The sequence below is a fragment of the Aquihabitans sp. McL0605 genome, from assembly GCF_049993875.1.
Taxonomy (GTDB): Bacteria; Actinomycetota; Acidimicrobiia; order Acidimicrobiales; family Iamiaceae; genus Aquihabitans.
The window spans coordinates 737,457-753,562 of the sequence record NZ_CP188252.1 but is presented as its reverse complement, the minus strand read 5'-3'; the positions used below and the strand labels follow the sequence as shown (position 1 = coordinate 753,562).

General features: G+C 71.6%; 18 protein-coding genes. 11 read left to right on the top strand and 7 right to left on the bottom strand.

Going from position 1 to position 16,106, the window contains the following annotated elements:
• Positions 1-32: 32 nt before the first annotated feature.
• Entirely contained in the window at positions 33-455 is a 423-nt protein-coding gene (locus ACPPVX_RS03395) for a hypothetical protein (RefSeq protein ID WP_426573482.1), read from the bottom strand.
• 125 nt (positions 456-580) lie between these two features.
• Here ACPPVX_RS03395 and ACPPVX_RS03390 point away from each other — a divergent pair, with 125 nt between their 5' ends.
• Entirely contained in the window at positions 581-2,287 is a 1,707-nt protein-coding gene (locus ACPPVX_RS03390; RefSeq protein ID WP_426573481.1) for a sigma-54-dependent Fis family transcriptional regulator, read from the top strand.
• 6 nt (positions 2,288-2,293) lie between these two features.
• Here the strand turns inward: ACPPVX_RS03390 and ACPPVX_RS03385 are convergent, their stop codons facing one another.
• From ACPPVX_RS03385 to ACPPVX_RS03365, 5 genes are all read right to left on the bottom strand, one after another.
• Positions 2,294-2,719, bottom strand: a complete 426-nt coding sequence (locus tag ACPPVX_RS03385; protein ID WP_426573480.1) for a DUF779 domain-containing protein — start codon at positions 2,717-2,719, stop codon at positions 2,294-2,296.
• A 29-nt stretch (positions 2,720-2,748) separates the two neighbouring features.
• Complete coding sequence (gene adh, locus ACPPVX_RS03380) at positions 2,749-4,272, bottom strand: aldehyde dehydrogenase (protein WP_426573479.1); 1,524 nt, start codon at positions 4,270-4,272, stop codon at positions 2,749-2,751.
• A 133-nt stretch (positions 4,273-4,405) separates the two neighbouring features.
• Complete coding sequence (locus ACPPVX_RS03375) at positions 4,406-5,023, bottom strand: MBL fold metallo-hydrolase (RefSeq protein WP_426573478.1); 618 nt, start codon at positions 5,021-5,023, stop codon at positions 4,406-4,408.
• Between the two features lie 129 nt (positions 5,024-5,152).
• Entirely contained in the window at positions 5,153-5,557 is a 405-nt protein-coding gene (locus ACPPVX_RS03370; protein ID WP_426573477.1) for a type II toxin-antitoxin system VapC family toxin, read from the bottom strand.
• Positions 5,554-5,838 carry a type II toxin-antitoxin system Phd/YefM family antitoxin gene (locus ACPPVX_RS03365; RefSeq protein WP_426573476.1) on the bottom strand — a complete coding sequence of 95 codons (285 nt, stop codon included), beginning with the start codon at positions 5,836-5,838 and terminating at the stop codon, positions 5,554-5,556. The genes ACPPVX_RS03370 and ACPPVX_RS03365 overlap by 4 nt, the downstream gene beginning before the upstream one ends.
• A 100-nt stretch (positions 5,839-5,938) precedes the next feature.
• On the opposite strand from ACPPVX_RS03365, the gene ACPPVX_RS03360 reads away from it, so the two are divergent.
• From ACPPVX_RS03360 to ACPPVX_RS03315, 10 genes are all read left to right on the top strand, one after another.
• Entirely contained in the window at positions 5,939-7,054 is a 1,116-nt protein-coding gene (locus tag ACPPVX_RS03360; protein WP_426573475.1) for an acyl-CoA dehydrogenase family protein, read from the top strand.
• Positions 7,055-7,212: 158 nt separating this feature from the next.
• Positions 7,213-8,625, top strand: coding sequence for a glucosaminidase domain-containing protein (locus ACPPVX_RS03355; RefSeq protein ID WP_426573474.1), 1,413 nt, complete (start codon positions 7,213-7,215; stop codon positions 8,623-8,625).
• Between the two features lie 20 nt (positions 8,626-8,645).
• Complete coding sequence (locus ACPPVX_RS03350; protein ID WP_426573473.1) at positions 8,646-9,098, top strand: hypothetical protein; 453 nt, start codon at positions 8,646-8,648, stop codon at positions 9,096-9,098.
• A gap of 44 nt (positions 9,099-9,142) precedes the next feature.
• On the top strand, positions 9,143-9,352 hold the full coding sequence (locus ACPPVX_RS03345) for a hypothetical protein (protein WP_426573472.1): 210 nt from the start codon (positions 9,143-9,145) through the stop codon (positions 9,350-9,352).
• A gap of 3 nt (positions 9,353-9,355) precedes the next feature.
• Positions 9,356-10,108 carry an alpha/beta hydrolase family protein gene (locus ACPPVX_RS03340; protein ID WP_426573471.1) on the top strand — a complete coding sequence of 251 codons (753 nt, stop codon included), beginning with the start codon at positions 9,356-9,358 and terminating at the stop codon, positions 10,106-10,108.
• 107 nt (positions 10,109-10,215) lie between these two features.
• Complete coding sequence (locus tag ACPPVX_RS03335) at positions 10,216-10,677, top strand: hypothetical protein (protein ID WP_426573470.1); 462 nt, start codon at positions 10,216-10,218, stop codon at positions 10,675-10,677.
• 91 nt (positions 10,678-10,768) lie between these two features.
• Positions 10,769-12,388 carry a circularly permuted type 2 ATP-grasp protein gene (locus tag ACPPVX_RS03330; protein WP_426573469.1) on the top strand — a complete coding sequence of 540 codons (1,620 nt, stop codon included), beginning with the start codon at positions 10,769-10,771 and terminating at the stop codon, positions 12,386-12,388.
• Complete coding sequence (locus tag ACPPVX_RS03325; RefSeq protein ID WP_426573468.1) at positions 12,382-13,356, top strand: alpha-E domain-containing protein; 975 nt, start codon at positions 12,382-12,384, stop codon at positions 13,354-13,356. Before ACPPVX_RS03330 ends, ACPPVX_RS03325 begins: the two co-directional genes overlap by 7 nt.
• Entirely contained in the window at positions 13,353-14,198 is an 846-nt protein-coding gene (locus ACPPVX_RS03320) for a transglutaminase family protein (RefSeq protein ID WP_426573467.1), read from the top strand. Before ACPPVX_RS03325 ends, ACPPVX_RS03320 begins: the two co-directional genes overlap by 4 nt.
• Before the next feature lie 24 nt (positions 14,199-14,222).
• Positions 14,223-15,527 carry a cation:proton antiporter gene (locus ACPPVX_RS03315; RefSeq protein ID WP_426573466.1) on the top strand — a complete coding sequence of 435 codons (1,305 nt, stop codon included), beginning with the start codon at positions 14,223-14,225 and terminating at the stop codon, positions 15,525-15,527.
• A 69-nt stretch (positions 15,528-15,596) separates the two neighbouring features.
• Here ACPPVX_RS03315 and ACPPVX_RS03310 read toward each other — a convergent pair whose 3' ends face one another.
• A complete protein-coding gene (locus tag ACPPVX_RS03310; protein ID WP_426573465.1) occupies positions 15,597-16,076 on the bottom strand; it encodes a cation:proton antiporter regulatory subunit in 480 nt (159 codons plus the stop codon).
• Between the last annotated feature and the right edge of the window lie 30 nt (positions 16,077-16,106).

Here is a 16,106-nt window from a genome sequence, read left to right as displayed (position 1 = left end):
CTGGGCCCGCCCCCTCACCTCGCGACGGTGCCTCACGCGTCGCGAAGGTCTTCCTTCCACGTTCGGAAGCGGCTGTGGTGTTCGGTGGGGCCGCGGCCGGATCCGGTGCCGTCGGGGAAGAGGTCGAACGTGAACTGCACCGTGAGGTCATCGGCCCGCCCCACCCAGTAGCGGGCATCGGCACCCTTGGCGGGGCCGGAGCGCCACAGCAGCCACGGGCCGATGCGGCGAAGGTAGCGCGCGGTCGAACCGGTGGTGGGCGCCGGGAGGTCGTCGGCCAGGGCGAGCAGCTCGGACGGCGCCTCGAGCCACGCCGTGGCTGGGATCGACCGGTCCCGGGTGGGGGTGTCGGGCAGGTCGGCGGTGTGGACGGGCCGGTCGTCGATCGGGCGGAGCTCTGCCGGCGTGGGCTTCACCTCGCGGCGGGAGGGAGCAGCGGCATCGTCGTCGGTCACCCGCCGATGCTCCCACGCCGCGGCGGCTGTGTCGGCCTGTCCTGTTCTGGGACACGCCGGCGCACCCGGACCGAACCCGCCGTAGCCTTGTGATCGTCGTCACGTCACCGGCCGAGGGGGCTCGTGTGGGCACACGCAGGGGATCCGCAGCGGCACCGTCGCCCCGCCCGGAGATCGCCGCGTCCTGGGCCCGGTCGTCGCGATCGGGCGTCGAGGGCGATCATCTGGCGCCCCCGGCCGCGCCCGGCGCCGATCCGCTCGGCCGCCTCGCCACCCTGGCCGCCCCCGTCCTCGACCGGCTGAGCGACACGCTCGCCGAGACCCGCACCACCGTGGTGCTCACCGACGCTCGCGCCGGGATCTTGGACCGCCGCGCCGGCTCGTCGCGCCTCCACGACCAGCTCGACGGGCTGGGGATCGTGCCCGGCTACTCGTACGCCGAGGACGTGGTCGGCACCAACGGCATGGGGACCGCGGCCGAGGAGCGGCGCGCGGTCCGGGTCGTCGGCGACGAGCACTTCAACGAAGCGCTGCGGTCGCTCACGTGCGTGGGCGTGCCGATCGAGCACCCGGTCACCGGTCGGCTGGAGGGCGTGCTCGACCTCACCTGCTTCAACGAGGACGCCGGTCCGTGGATGACTCCGCTGGTGGCCGAGGCCGTCGCCGGGGTCCGGGCCATGCTCGAGGCCCAGGCGACGGCGGGGGAGCGGGCCCTGCTGGCCGCGTTCCTGCGGGCCTCGCAGCGCGGCTCGGACGCCATCGTCTCGCTGAGCGACTCGTTCGTCCTCACCAACCCGGCCGCGGCCCGCCTCCTCGATGGCGCCGACCACGCGCCGCTGTGGGAGATCGGGGCCGACGCGGTGTCGTCGCGGTCAGCCCCGGTCCGAGAGCTCCGCCTCACCGGCGGGGCCGTGGTGCGCGCCTCGTTCGAGGTCGTCGAGCTGGGCGACCGGCCGGTCGGTGCGGTGGTCCGCCTCACCGAGGCCCGTGGTGATCGCTCGGGCCCCAAGCCGCGCCGGACGGCGCCGGCGGCATCGGTGGCGCCCTCGACCGAGTCCTCCACCACGGCCCGGTTGGTGGCCGAGGTCCGAGCGGCCGTAGACGCGGGCGAGCAGACTTTGCTGCGCGGCCCCGCCGGGTCGGGCAAGTTCACGGTCGCCCAGATGGCCGTCGGCGATGCGGGCACGATCGTGTTCGACGCCGGGCGAGCCGTGGTCGACGGCGCCCGCCAGTGGCTCACGGCCGTCGACGCCGCGCTGGCGGGCGGCGGCGTGGTGATCATCCGCCACGTCGACGTCCTCGCCGCCGATGCCGCGTCGGGTCTCGCCGCCATCCTCGATGCGGCGCCGGCCACGGCGCGCGTGGTGGCCACCGGCGACGCCACCCAGGCCTTGGTCGATCGCTTCGGCCACCTCACCAAGGTCCCCGGGCTGGGGGAGCGGTCCGAGGAGCTGCCGGCCCTGGTCCGGTCGATGATGGGACGGTTGGTGCCCACCGGCGCGGTCCGGGTGGCGCCCGAGGTGGTCCAGGCGCTGGGCCGCGTCGACCTGCCCGGCAACCTCCGCCAGCTCGAGGCGATGCTCCACCGCGTGGCCGTCTCCCGGCGGTCCGGCACGATCACGCTCGACGACCTCCCGCCCGAGGTGCGCGCCGCGACGCACCGCCCGCACCTCACCGCCATGGAGCAGCACGAGTGCGAGGCCATCGCCGAGGCGCTCAGCGACGCCGACGGCAACAAGGTGGTGGCCGCCCAGGCCCTCGGCATCTCCCGCTCCACCCTCTACCGCAAGCTCGAGGCGTACGGCCTCCAGCTCGACCGCCGCGCCTGGTAGCGACGGTCAGATCTGGTCGCCGTGCACGACGGGGGCGCGGTGGGGGTGCTCCTCGTCGGTGAAGAGCCGGGACCGGGTCAAGAAGCGCATGCCCTCGGGCGTCTCGAGCGAGAACCCGCCGCCTCGACCGGGCACCACGTCGATGGTGAGGTGGGTGTGCTGCCAGTACTCGAACTGCGACTGGCTCATCCAGAACCCGACCGGCTGGTCGAGCCCGTCGATGGCGACCTCGCCGAGGCGGACGTCGCCGGAGCCGACCAAGAAGTCGCCCTCCGGGTAGCACATGGGCGAGGAACCGTCGCAGCAGCCACCGGACTGGTGGAACATCACGGGGCCGTGGATCACGGTGAGGCGGCGGACCAGGTCCGCCGCCTCCTCCGTGAACGCCACCCGCTCGACGACCCGGTCCGCAGGGGTGGGAGCTGCAGCCATGGGTCGATCCTTCTTCCGGGGAGGGAGGGTTAGAAGAAGCCGAGCTTCTGGGGGGCGTAGGAGACCAGCAGGTTCTTGGTCTGCTGGTAGTGATCGAGCATCATCTTGTGGTTCTCACGTCCGATGCCCGACTGCTTGTAGCCGCCGAAGGCGGCGTGGGCGGGGTACAGGTGGTAGCTGTTGCACCACACCCGGCCGGCCTGGATGGCCCGACCGGCGCGGTACTGGGTGTTGACGTCCCGGGTCCACAGGCCGGCGCCCAGCCCGTAGAGCGTGTCGTTGGCGATCTCGATGGCGTCGTCGTACCCGTCGAACTTCGTGACGGCGACGACGGGCCCGAAGATCTCCTCCTGGAAGATCCGCATCTTGTTGTTGCCCTCGAACACCGTGGGCTCGACGTAGTAGCCGCCGCTGAGCGACCCGCCGAGGTCGGAGCGCTGGCCGCCGGTGAGGATGGTGGCGCCTTCCTTGGTGCCGATGTCGATGTAGCTCATGATCTTCTCGAGCTGGTCGTTGCTCGCCTGGGCGCCGATCATCGTGTCCATGTCGAGCGGGTTGCCCTGGACGACGGCCTTGGTGCGGGCCAAGGCGTCGCCCAGGAACTTGTCGTAGATCTTGGCGTCGATGAGCGCCCGGCTCGGGCAGGTGCAGACCTCGCCCTGGTTGAGGGCGAACATGGTGAAGCCCTCGAGCGCCTTGTCGTAGAAGTCGTCGTCCTCGGCGGCCACGTCGGCGAAGAAGAGGTTCGGGCTCTTGCCGCCGAGCTCCAGGGTGACGGGGATCAGGTTCTGGCTGGCGTACTGCATGATCAGCCGGCCGGTGGTGGTCTCACCGGTGAAGGCCACCTTGGCCACCCGGCTGCTCGACGCCAGCGGCTTGCCGGCCTCGGTGCCGAAGCCCTGCACCACGTTGAGCACGCCGGCAGGGAGGAGGTCGCCGACGAGGTCGAGGAAGACGTTGATCGAGGCGGGGGTCTGCTCGGCCGGCTTGAGCACGACGGCGTTGCCCGCCGCCAGCGCCGGGGCCAGCTTCCACACGGCCATCAGGATCGGGAAGTTCCACGGGATGATCTGGGCCACGACGCCCAGGGGCTCGTGGAAGTGGTACGCCATCGTGTCGTCGTCGATCGTGGCGATGGAGCCCTCCTGGCCCCGGATCGCCCCGGCGAAGTACCGGAAGTGGTCGATGGCGAGGGGGATGTCGGCGGCGAGGCACTCGCGGACGGGCTTGCCGTTGTCCCAGCTCTCCGCCACGGCCAGGACCTCGAGGTTCTGCTCCATGCGGTCGGCGATCTTGTTCAAGATGTTGGCCCGCTCGGCCGGCGAGGTGCGGCCCCAGGCGGGTGCGGCGGCGTGGGCGGCGTCGAGCGCCTTCTCCACGTCGTCGGCGGTGCCGCGAGCCACCTCGGTGAAGGTCTCGCCGTTCACCGGCGACGGGTTCTCGAACCACTGGCCCTTGGCGGGGTCGACCCACTCGCCACCGATGTAGTGGCCGTAGCGGTCCTGGTAGCTGACGACGGCCCCGTCGGAACCGGGGTTGGCGTACGTGGTCATGCTGTCTCCTCATCGACTCGTGCGCGGGGTGCGCACGCCCCTGTCTGATGAGGTCAGTGTCCGCCCGGACGGGTGTCCGTGGGTGTCCCGATGTGACACACGCCCGGCGGCGCGGCGCCCTTGCGAGCGACGGTCACCAGCCGCGGTCGACCCACTCCTGGAGGCTGGGTGACTCGGCGCCGAGCGTGGTGCTGTCGCCGTGGCCGGGCAGGACCAGCGTGTCGGCGGCGAACGGGGAGAACAGCCGGTCCTCGATCGAGCGGATGATGGTGGGGAAGTCGCCGCCCTCGAACTTGGTGTTGCCGGGCCCGCCCGGGAAGAGCGTGTCGCCGCTGAACAGCACGGGCTTGCCGGTGATCTTGAAGCACATCGATCCGGGGGTGTGGCCGGGGGTCAGGATGGTCTCGAGCCGCAGCCGGCCCACCTCGATCACGGACCGGTCGTCGAGGATCTCGTCGTAGCTCGGGAGCATGGCCGCATCGGCGGCGGTGACGTGCACCGAGTAGCCGGCGTCGCGCAGCTGCGGGACCGCCTGGATGTGGTCCCAGTGGCCGTGGGTCTCGAGCACCTGGCCGACGTTGAGGGCCTGGCACAGCTCGAGCAGCCGCTCGTGCTCGTTGGCGGCATCGAGGAGCACGGCCTCACCGGTCTGGCGGCAGCGCAGCACGTAGACGTTGTTCTCGAACGAGCCGACGACGACCATGTGGATCTCGGCGTCGGTGTCCGACCAGATGAGCGTGTCGGTGTCCATGCGGTAAGTGTGCCAGGACAAGCCACTGCCCCGACCGGTGGTCGGGGCAGGGGTCTGCAATGTCAGGTTGCACGACATCCATCGGCATGCCTTGCAACCAGGTTGAGGAGTTCGTGGAAGGCGGACCGGTCACGAGGAGATGACGTCGAGCCCCATGGCGAGCGCCACCGGGATCTGCCGGGGATCGAACGTGAGGAAGGTGGTGGGCCGCGGCAGCCGGTCGGCGGCGGCCAGGTGCAGCGCATCGACGGTGCGCAGCGGCTGCTCCCGGGTGAGCTCGGCCGCCCGGTCGAGGCAGCGCTGGTCGACGGGCACGACGTGGATCCGCTCCCAGTCGTCGCGCAGGGCCCGCCGGACCCGGTCGCCGTCGGTGGCGACGTCGCACACCCGGTCCACCATGCCGAGCGCCTCGGCCTGGGCCAGCGCCGAGGCGCACCACACGGGGTCGGCGGCCATGGCCTCCAGCACCACGGCGCGGTGGGGACCCGAGAGGTAGCGGCCGATGAGGGCCGACGTGTCGAGGGCGATGGTCATGCGCCGCGCACCTCGCGCAGGGCCCGGTCGAGGCGGCCGCCCGTCCAGTTGTCGACGCGGGTGCCCGGGTCGCCAGGGCGATCGCCGCGCCGCGCCGGCTCGACGAGCCCCCGCGCGACGAGGTCGTCGATGGTCACCTGGGTGCCCTCCGGCTCCACGGGGCCGAGCTGGGCGACGGGCCGCCCGGCGATGGTGATGACGATCCGCTCGCCCGAGCCGGCCCGGCGGACCAGCGAGGTGAGCCGGCCGCGGAGCTCCCGGATGCCCAAGCCGTCGTCCATCGCACGGAGTGTACGCGTGTGTACGCACTGCGGCGAGCGCGGACCGCGGCCCGTGCACCAGAGTCACGTGACCAGATCACCTTCCACCCAAGGGGAAACCGTGAACTTCGCGTTCAACGAGGAGCAGGAAGAGCTCCGCAAGACCGTCCGCCAGTTCCTCGAGGCCAAGTCGCCCGAGTCCGCCGTCCGCGAGCAGATGGACACCGAGGCCGGCTACGACGCCGCCGTGTGGCAGCAGATGGGCGAGCAGCTCGGCCTGCAGGGCCTGGTCATCCCCGAGGAGTTCGGTGGCTCGGGCTACGGCTACATCGAGCTCGTCGTCATCCTCGAGGAGATGGGCCGCTCGCTGCTGTGCGCCCCCTTCTTCTCCTCCGTCGTGCTCGCCGCCAACACCCTCATCCACTCGGGTGACGACCAGGCCAAGGCCGACCTCCTCCCGGGCATCGCCACCGGCGAGACCATCGCCACCCTCGCGTTCACCGAGGAGAACGGTCGCTGGGACGAGGCCGGGATCACGGCCACGGCCACCCAGGACGGCGACACCTGGAAGCTCAACGGCACCAAGATGTACGTGCTCGACGGCCACACCGCCTCGCTGCTGCTCGTCGCCGCCCGCACCGACGCCGGCGTGAGCATCTTCGCTGTCGACGGCGAAGGCGCCGGCGTGACCCGCACCGCGCTGTCCACCATGGACCAGACCCGCAAGCAGGCCAAGGTCGAGCTCAACGACGCCACCGGCCGCCTCATCGGCACCGACGGTGCCGGCTGGACCGTCCTCGAGCAGGTCCTCGACCTCGCCGCCGTGGCGCTCGCGGCCGAGCAGGTCGGCGGGGCCCAGGCGTGCCTCGACATGGCCGTCCAGTACGCCAAGGACCGGGTGCAGTTCGGTCGCCCGATCGGCTCGTTCCAGGCCATCAAGCACAAGTGCGCCGACATGCTGCTCGAGGTCGAGTCGGCCAAGTCCGCCGCCTACTACGCCGGCTGGGCCGCCTCGGAGCTCAACGACGAGCTGCCCTCGGTCGCCTCGCTGGCCAAGGCGTACTGCTCGGAGGCGTACTTCCACGCTGCGGCCGAGAACATCCAGATCCACGGTGGCATCGGCTTCACCTGGGAGCACCCGGCGCACCTGTACTTCAAGCGGGCCAAGTCGTCCGAGCTGCTCTTCGGTGACCCCACCTACCACCGCGAGCTGCTGGCGCAGCGCATCGGGATCTGATCCGCACACGCTCCGCACGGCGGGGTGCGTCCATGGCCGGAAGGTGGCCGTGGGCGCACCCCGTCCGCCGTTTTGGGTGAACGAACCGGAGGTGTCGAGTGCCGCACGTCACGAACCCGTAACCTTGCCGAGCCACCCATGGCCGTTCCCTCGTCTTCATGAAGTGCTCCATCGTGCCGATAGCTGAAGCAATGCACCGCGACGCCTTCCGCTCCGCCCCCTCGCGCGCCGCGTCCCGGCGGGCGTGGGTCGTGGTCGCGTCGGCGGCGATCGTGCTCGGCCTCGTGGGCGGACCGGCGGCAGCCCAGGACGCACCCACCACCACGACGGCACCCGTCGACATCGATGCTCCGAAGACCGCGGCCGAGCTGCTCGACGCCAAGGCGGCCCTCGACGAGACCCTGGCGCTGGCGCCCACCGACCCGCCGCCCCCGGCCTCGCCCGACGATCCGTTCCAGGCCGTCGTCGATGCCAAGGAGCACCTCGACGCCACCGCCCTGGCCCGCATGGACGTCACCGCCCGCTCCAACGACGCCAACGGCAAGGCCCTCGTGGCCGCCCAGCAGCTCCAGCTGGCGAAGGCCAAGGAGGCGGCGGCGGTCAAGGTCCGCACCGCCGCCATCAAGAAGCTGTCGGGCGAGCGCGACCGGCTCTCCGACCTCACCGTGCGGGCCTACGTCACCGGCGGCGACGTCGATGTCGACCAGTACCGGGCGTTCATCGAGGGCGACACCACCGATCCGGCGGCGGGCCGGCAGATCATGTTCGGCCAGGTCCTCGACCGGCAGAAGCAGGTCACCGAGCAGGCCCACGAGCGCCTCGACAAGGCCCGGGCCAAGGTCAAGGCGGTCCGGGTGATCGTGGTCGCCGCCGAGCAGAAGGCGGTCGAGCTGCTCGGCATCGCGTCGGAGCTCACCCGCCGCCGCGCTGCGGCCGAGCAGGACAACCTCGAGGCGCTGGCCGCGTCGCAGGCCGCCGACAAGGTGCTGCGCACCGCCGCCCTCCAGCCCTCGACCCTCGTGCCCGAGGGCGTGCCGCTGATCGGCCTGCCCCGCCTGTCCGCCGAAGACCTGGCCGGCTGGTTCGAGCAGAGCCACTACAAGCCCCGGGTGACCACCCCGATCACCGACTACGCCGCCTGGTTCATCGCGGACGGCAGGGCCGAGGGCATCCGCGGCGACATCGCGTTCGCCCAGGCGGTGCTCGAGACCGGCGGCTTCACCAACACCGACAGCGTGATGGCCAACAACTTCTCGGGCATCGGCCACTACGACAACGTGCCGCTCGGGTTCATCTTCCCCTCGCCGCGGATCGGCGTCCGGGCGCAGATCCAGCTGCTCAAGAGCTACGCGGTCAAGAAGCCGCACTACGCCAACCCGCTCGTCGACAAGCGGCTGCACGGCCCGGCCGGCTGCTGCCAGACCTGGGGCGACCTCACCCGCAAGTGGGCCACCAGCCCCACCTACGGCACCGCGGTGATGCTCATCTACTCGAGCATCGTCGACTACGCGCTCAAGCGCCGGGCGCTCGGCGTGGGCTTCGACGACCCCGCGGTGGCGCCCGCCAACTAGCCCAGCGGTACCCTGCCCGGGTGCTGTGGCTGTTCGCCCTGTTGGGCTTGGTGATCATCATCGTGATCGGGCTGGTGGTGCTCGGTCGCGAGACCGCTCGGCTGGCGGCATCGGCCCGCCCGGCCGTGTTCGACATGACCGAGGCGGTGGAGTTCATCGCCGACCGGCTGCCGGCCGAGACCCAGGCCCGGATCTCGCACGAGGACGTCCGCTGGGTGCTGATGGCCGATGCCGACCTGCTCGAGGAGGCCACGGCCGACGAGGAGCCGGTCGACGACGATGACGACTCCGTCGACGCCCTCGACGAGATCGAGGTGGTCGACGAAGATGCCGCCGTGGCGCGGATCCTGGCGCTCGCCGACTCGTCGGGCCGAGACCTGGCCGACGAGGACGTGGTGGCCGTCCTCGACGCCCGCATGGCCTACCTCGAGGCCATCGGCGCCATCGGTCCCGAGGCCGACGCTCCCACCTGAGCCACGGTTCCCGTCGTCCGACCTGGTCGCGTACCGTGGGCGCCATGTCCCGTCCCACCAAGTTCGAACACTTCCAGTACGTCGGCGACAAGCGCAGCCAGGTGGTCTACGACCTCGACACGGCGCCGGCCGAGATCATCGACGAGCTCATGGACGCCGGCACCTACCTGGCCTTCGGGCCCGACACGCTCACCGAGGCGCGCAACCGGGGCTACAAGCCCCACGCGTCAGCGGTCGCTGCCGCCGACGAGTAGCGGGTGGAACTGGAGATCCTCTCCGGTGCCGCCCGGTTGGCCTGCTACCTCGCCAACCCGCCGGTCGCCGATGCGGGTCCACCCACCTTGGTGCTGTGCCACGGCTATCCGTCCACCGCGCTCGGCGCGGCCGACACCAACCGGTCGTACCCCGAGCTCGCCGACCGCATCGCCAACGAGGGCTGGCGCGTCCTGACGTTCGCGTTCCGGGGTTGCGGCCGGTCGAGCGGCGACTTCTCGCTCGACGGCTGGCTGCAGGACGTGCTCTCGGTGGCCGACCACCTGCACGCCATGGGCGACACGCGCGGCGTGTGGCTCGCCGGCTTCGGCACCGGTGGCGCTCTGTGCATCGCGGCGGCCGCACGCCGGCCTGAGGTCAAGGGCGTGGCCGCGCTCGGCGCGCCGGCCGACTTCAAGGACTGGGCCAACCACCCCCGCCGCCTGGTGCAGCACGCCCGCGACATCGGGGCCATCCACCACGACGACTACCCGCCGAACACCGACGTCTGGGCCCGGGGCCTCCACGACATCAAGCCCGCCGACGACGCGTCGGAGGTGGCGCCCCGCCCGCTCCTCGTGCTCCACGGATCCGATGACGAATCGGTACCGGTCTTCGATGCGCGGGTGCTCGGCGACAGCCACGGTGATGCGGAGCTGAGGATCATCACCGGCGCGGCGCACGACCTGCGCCACGATCCTCGTGCCGTGGCGATCCTCCTCGGCTGGCTCGATCGGGAGCGCCACCGCTCGGGCTGAAGGTCTGCACCTCGCCCGAACGACGATTCAAGTCGGGGCTGGGGGTGCCGATACCTTTGGCAGTGGCCGGAGTAGCGTCGGGCCTTCGCTTCCACCTTGGAGACCGAGTGTCCGACAGCAGTGATGCCATCGTGATCGACGATGGCGAAGAATGCCCTGGTCTGCTCAACGAGCTCCGGAGCCTCGGCACGCTGGGTCAGATGTGGACGCTCACCGTGGTCGTCCTGTGCCTGGCGCGGGCCGTCATCGTGTGGCCGATGCTGGCCGAGCACGGCATCAACCCCTGGTGGTTCCTGGTGCTCGACGTCGGCACCGCACCGTTCTACGGCGTCGGCCAGGCGATGGGCGTGAAGATCCTCCGCGACGACTCCCGCCCGCTGCGCCACGCCTTGCCGTGGATCGGCATGGTCCTGTTCTCGTTCCTGGCGCCCTACGCCTACGTGCTGCGGTCCGCCGGTGAGCTGCCGCACTACGTCGTCTGGGGGGTCGTCGCCTGGATCGCCATCTTCGGTGCGCTCACCATCCGCCGCATGGCCCGTGACGTGCGCATGGAGGCCGTCGCGGGTTGATCAGCGGTTCCCGTGACGACCGGCCTCCGGTTCACGTACCGTTCATCATGTCCACACGAGCGGGAAATCGGCTGCGGCGAGGCTCCCCGGCGTGAGCGACCTCTTCGACGACTACGACGCCGGGTCGATCCGTCGCACCTACGACGAGATGTTCGACCGCTTCGGTCGGGTGCGCGACACCTACAAGGGCGTGCACGACACGCTCGAGCCGCAGTCCACCGCTGACCTGGCGGTCCGGGCCGACGGCCTCAGCCGCGCCTACCGCGATCGCGGCGTCACGTTCGCCCTGTCGGGCCAGGAGCGTCCCTTCCCGCTCGACCTCGTGCCCCGCGTGCTGTCCGCCGACGAGTGGCGGCGCCTCGAGGCCGGGATCCGCCAGCGGGTGCGGGCCCTCGAAGCCTTCCTGGCCGACGTCTACGGCCCGGGCGAGGCGTTCGCCGACAAGGTGGTGCCCCGCAAGCTGGTCCACTCGTCACCGCACTTCCACCGCCAGGTCCACGGCATCGAGCCCGCCGGCGGCGTGCGCATCCACGTCTCGGGCGTCGACGTCATCCGCGACGACCACGGCGAGTTCCGCGTGCTCGAGGACAACCTGCGCAGCCCGTCGGGCGTGTCGTACGTCATGGAGAACCGGCGGGTGATGGCCCGGGTGTTCCCCGACCTGTTCGGCACCCACTCGGTCGCCCCGGTCGACGACTACCCCCGGCACCTGCTGCGGGGCCTGCGGTCCACGGCCCCGGTGCGCGCCGCCGATCCGCGGATCGTCGTGCTCACGCCCGGCGTCCACAACTCCGCCTACTTCGAGCACGCCCTGCTGGCCCGGCTCATGGGCGTGGATCTCGTCGAGGGCCGAGATCTGGTGTGCCGCGACGACGTCACCTACGTGCGCACCACCACGGGCGACGAGCGCGTCGACGTTATCTACCGCCGCATCGACGACGAGTTCCTCGACCCGGTCCAGTTCCGCCCCGACTCCGTGCTGGGCTGCGCCGGTCTGGTGCACTCGGCGCGCGCCGGCAACCTCACCATCGCCAACGCGGTGGGCAATGGCGTGGCCGACGACAAGCTGATCTACAGCTACGTGCCCGATTTCATCGAGTACTACCTCGGCGAGCCGCCCCTGCTCCGCAACGTCGAGACCTACCGCCTGGGCGAGGACGACGTGCGGGAGTTCGTGCTCGACCGCCTCGACCAGATGGTGGTGAAGCCGGTCGACGCCTCGGGCGGCTACGGCCTGGTGTTCGGGCCCGATGCGTCCGACGAGGAGCTCGAGGACTGCCGCCAGAACATCATCGGCGATCCCCGCGGCTACATCGCCCAGCCGGTGGTCTCGCTGTCCACCGGTCCCACCCTCATCGACGGCCGGCTGCGGCCCCGCCACCTCGACCTGCGGCCGTTCGCGGTCAACGACGGCGAGAAGGTGTGGGTGCTGCCCGGCGGCCTCACCCGGGTGGCCCTGCCCGAGAACAGCCTCGTCGTGAACTCCAGCCAGGGCGGTGGCTCCAAGGACACGTGGGTGCTCGCCGACGAGCACACGAACTACGGCCTCGACATGGGCGTCCCCGTCCCGGTGGCTGCCCGGCCGTCGGTCCCGGTGCCGCTGCAGTTCGGCCCGGCCGACGACCACGAGCGCCACCACCAGCAGCAGCTGCAGCAGCAGCAGGCCCCCGAGCGGGCCGACGCCGACGACGAGGTCGAGATCCCATGCTGAGCCGCATCGCCGAAGCGCTGTACTGGATGGGCCGCTACCTCGAGCGGGCCGACGACACCGCCCGCCTGCTCGACGTCTACGTCCACCGGATGGTGGTCCAGGTGAACGACGAGCGCGTCGGTGCGTCGCTGCTCGCCGCCATGGGCCTCGATCCCTCGGAGCTGGCCCGGATCGACGACGAGAGCGACGGGCCCATCGACCTGTGGCAGGCCACCGAGATGCTGGCCTACGACGCCGACAACCCCAGCTCGGTCGTCGGGTCGTTGCGCCTCGCTCGTGAGAACGCCCGTGGCCTGCGCGAGATCCTGGCCACCGAGGTGTGGGAGGCGCTGAACCGCACCTACCACGAGCTCGACAACCACGTCCGCGCCGCCCGCACGCTCGGCCCCCACCTCCTGTTCCAGTGGGTCCGGGACCGGGTCGCGCTGGTCGGCGGGCTCACCGACACGGTGCTGCTCCACGACGACGGCTGGCGGTTCCTGACCATCGGCCGCTGCCTCGAGCGCGTCGACATGACCGCCCGACTCTTGGGGGCGGTGCCGCCCTCGGCCGACGCGTCGCGCTGGAGCGGCGTGCTGGTCTCGTGCGGGGCCAACGACGCCTTCCTGCGGACCTACGGGGGCGACATCGACCAGGCCAAGGCGCTCAGCATCTTGCTGCTCGATCCCGACTTCCCCCGGTCGGTCAACTACGCGCTCGCCCAGGCCGAGCAGTGCCTCGAGCAGGTGGAGGGGGCCACCGGCCCGAGCGGCCGCCGCCAGGCCCAGCCGCAGATCAGCGCCGCCGCCCGCGAGGTGGGGCGGATCCGCAGCGAGCTCACCTACACCGATCCGGCGGTCCTCGCCGCCGACCTCCACGACACCGTGGTCCGCCTCCAGGCCGCCTGCGCCTACGCCAGCGAGCTGGTCACCCAGCGCTACTTCCAGCGCGCCAGCTTCATCGAGTGGAACGTGGACCGCCCGGCATGACGTGGCGGCTGCAGGTCACCCACACCACCAAGTACACGTACTCGGCGCCGGTCGCCCAGTCGTACAACGAGGCGCGGCTCGAGCCGCGCAGCGACCGGCACCAGGCCGTGCTGGCCAGCCGGGTCGAGGTCGATCCGTCCACCCGGGTGGTCCGCCACGTCGACTACTGGGGCTCCGTGGTCCACCACTTCGACGTGCAGGTGCCGCACCAGGGACTCACCGTGGTCGGCCGGGCCACGGTGGAGACCGGCACGGAGCTGGCCCAGCCGGGCGAGGCCACATGGGAGGAGCTGCGCGACCCGTCGATCACCGATCAGTTCGAGGAGCTGCTGATCCCCACCCAGGCGGTCACGTGGGATGACGAGATCGCGTCGGTGGCCGCCGAGCTGGCCGCCGCCCACGACACCCCGGCGGCCGCCGCCGAGGGTGCAGCGGCCTGGGTCAACGACCGGCTCGAGTACCGGCGGGGGAGCACCGGCGTGCAGACCACGTCGCCCGAGGTGCTGGCGGCCGGATCCGGCGTGTGCCAGGACTTCGCCCACGTGAACCTGGCGCTGCTGCGGGCCATGGGGATCCCCTCGTGGTACGTGTCGGGCTACCTGCACCCCGATCCCAAGGCCGAGATCGACGATGTGATCGTGGGCGAGAGCCACGCCTGGGTGGCGGCGTTCACCGGCACCGTCTGGCCGCTCGACCCCACCAGCTTGAACCCGGTGGCCGAGCGCCACATCCGGGTGGCGGCCGGTCGCGACTACCACGACGTCGCCCCGTTCCGGGGCATCTACGCGGGCCGAGCCGATCAGGAGCTCGAGGTCACGGTGGAGCTGGTCCGCAAGGCCTGACGTGGGCACGGCTACGGTCGGCGCGTGAACGTCGGCCTGCTCGTCGCGGTGGGCGCCCTGGTGTTCTTCTGGTCGGTGGTGGCCGGCCGGGTCGAGCGCCTCGACGTCACCGGCCCGATCGTGTTCGTGCTCGCGGGCATGGTGCTCGGCAACGGCCCGCTGCGGACGGTCGACATCTCGGTGGGGACGACCACGATGCACGTCGTCGCCGAGGTCACGCTGGTGCTGGTGCTGTTCGCCGACGCGTCCCGGGTGAACCTCGACGACCTGAGGCGCAGCAGCGGGCTGCCGATCCGCCTGCTCGCCATCGGGCTCCCGTTGACGTTCGCACTCGGGTTCGCCCTGGCGGCGGTGGTGTTCACCGACCTGCCGTGGGAGCTGGCCGCGCTGCTCGGCGCCGTCCTGGCGCCGACCGATGCGGCGCTGAGCGCCGCGATCGTGTCCGACGAGTCGCTCCCGCAGGGCATCCGGCGGGCGATCAACGTCGAGAGCGGGCTCAACGACGGGATCGCCACGCCCGCGGTGACCACGTTCATCGCGAGCGCAGCGGTCGCGATCGGGGCGGGTGCGCTGCACGACACCGCGTCGGCCGCTGGGACGGCCGCGGTGGTCGACATCGTGGGCGGCGCCGCGATCGGTGCGGCCATCGGCTTCGGGGGTGGCCGGGTCATCGTGGCGGCGCGGGCCAGGGGCTGGATCGTCCCCGGGGGTCGTCAGGTGGCGGTGCTGATGCTGGCGGCGCTGTCGTTCGGGGTCTCCCGCGAGCTCGATGTGAACTACTTCGTGGCCGCGTTCGTGGCGGGCATGGCGTTCCGGGCGGCATCGGGGGTCGATGACGCGGAGGCGACCGAGCTCCCGGAGCTGCTGGGTCGGGTCCTGTCGCTCGCCGTGTGGTTCGTGTTCGGCGCTGCGCTGGTGGTCGACGAGCTCAAGCTCGTCGACTGGCGCATCGCCGTGTACGCCGTGCTGAGCCTGACGGTGGTGCGGATGGTGCCGGTGGCGATCAGCATGATCGGGTCGGGTACGGGTCGGCCGGCGACCCTGTTCATCGGCTGGTTCGGACCGCGCGGCCTGGCGTCGGTCGTGTTCGGCCTGCTCATCGTCGAGGAGCTGCCCACCGCCGATCCCGGGGTGCAGACGATCCTGGCCGTCATCTCGCTCACGGTCCTGTTGAGCGTGCTGGCGCACGGCCTCAGCGGTCGGCCCCTGTCGCAGTGGATGGCGCGCCAGTCCGCCGGTCCTCCCGCGCACGCGGAAGGAGGGCCGATCCGACCGACGGCTCCCTTCGGCCGCCACCACCACCGGCAGGATCACCACCGGCACCCGTGAGCCCCCATCGAGGTTGTTGAGGCGGGCGGCACCGATGGCGGCGGCGAGCGAGAGGCAGCTCTCGTCCCATCAGGAGCCCTCCACGAGGAACCGCTCGAACGCGGCGCGCTCGCCGGGCCGGCCCACGATGACCAGGTCGTCGCCGGCTTCGAGCACCTGCCCTGGACCGGGGTCGACGATGGGGACCGAACCGCGGAGGACAGCGACGATGGTGGTGCCCGTCCGCTTCCGCACGGCCACCTGGTCGATGGTGAGGCCGACGACCCACGCACCGTGGGGGATGGTGGCCCAGTCGAACGCGATGCCGCCCTGCACGTCGGCCGTGCGCTCGATCAGCTCGGGCGGCATGGAGAAGTGGCCCGATGCCAAGGCGCCGAGCGCCCGGGCGTCGGTGGGGGCGAGCACCGTGATGGCGCCCGGGCGGTGGTGGATCTCGACGGTGCCGTCGCGGCGGCGGACGACGGTGACCGGGTCACCATCGTCGTCGGTGAGGTCGAGGCGGTGCCCGATCCCGGGCAGGGGCAGGAGGGGAGAGGAGGTGGAGGCCATGGGGCGCGTCCTTGTGGAAGGGCGCGCCTG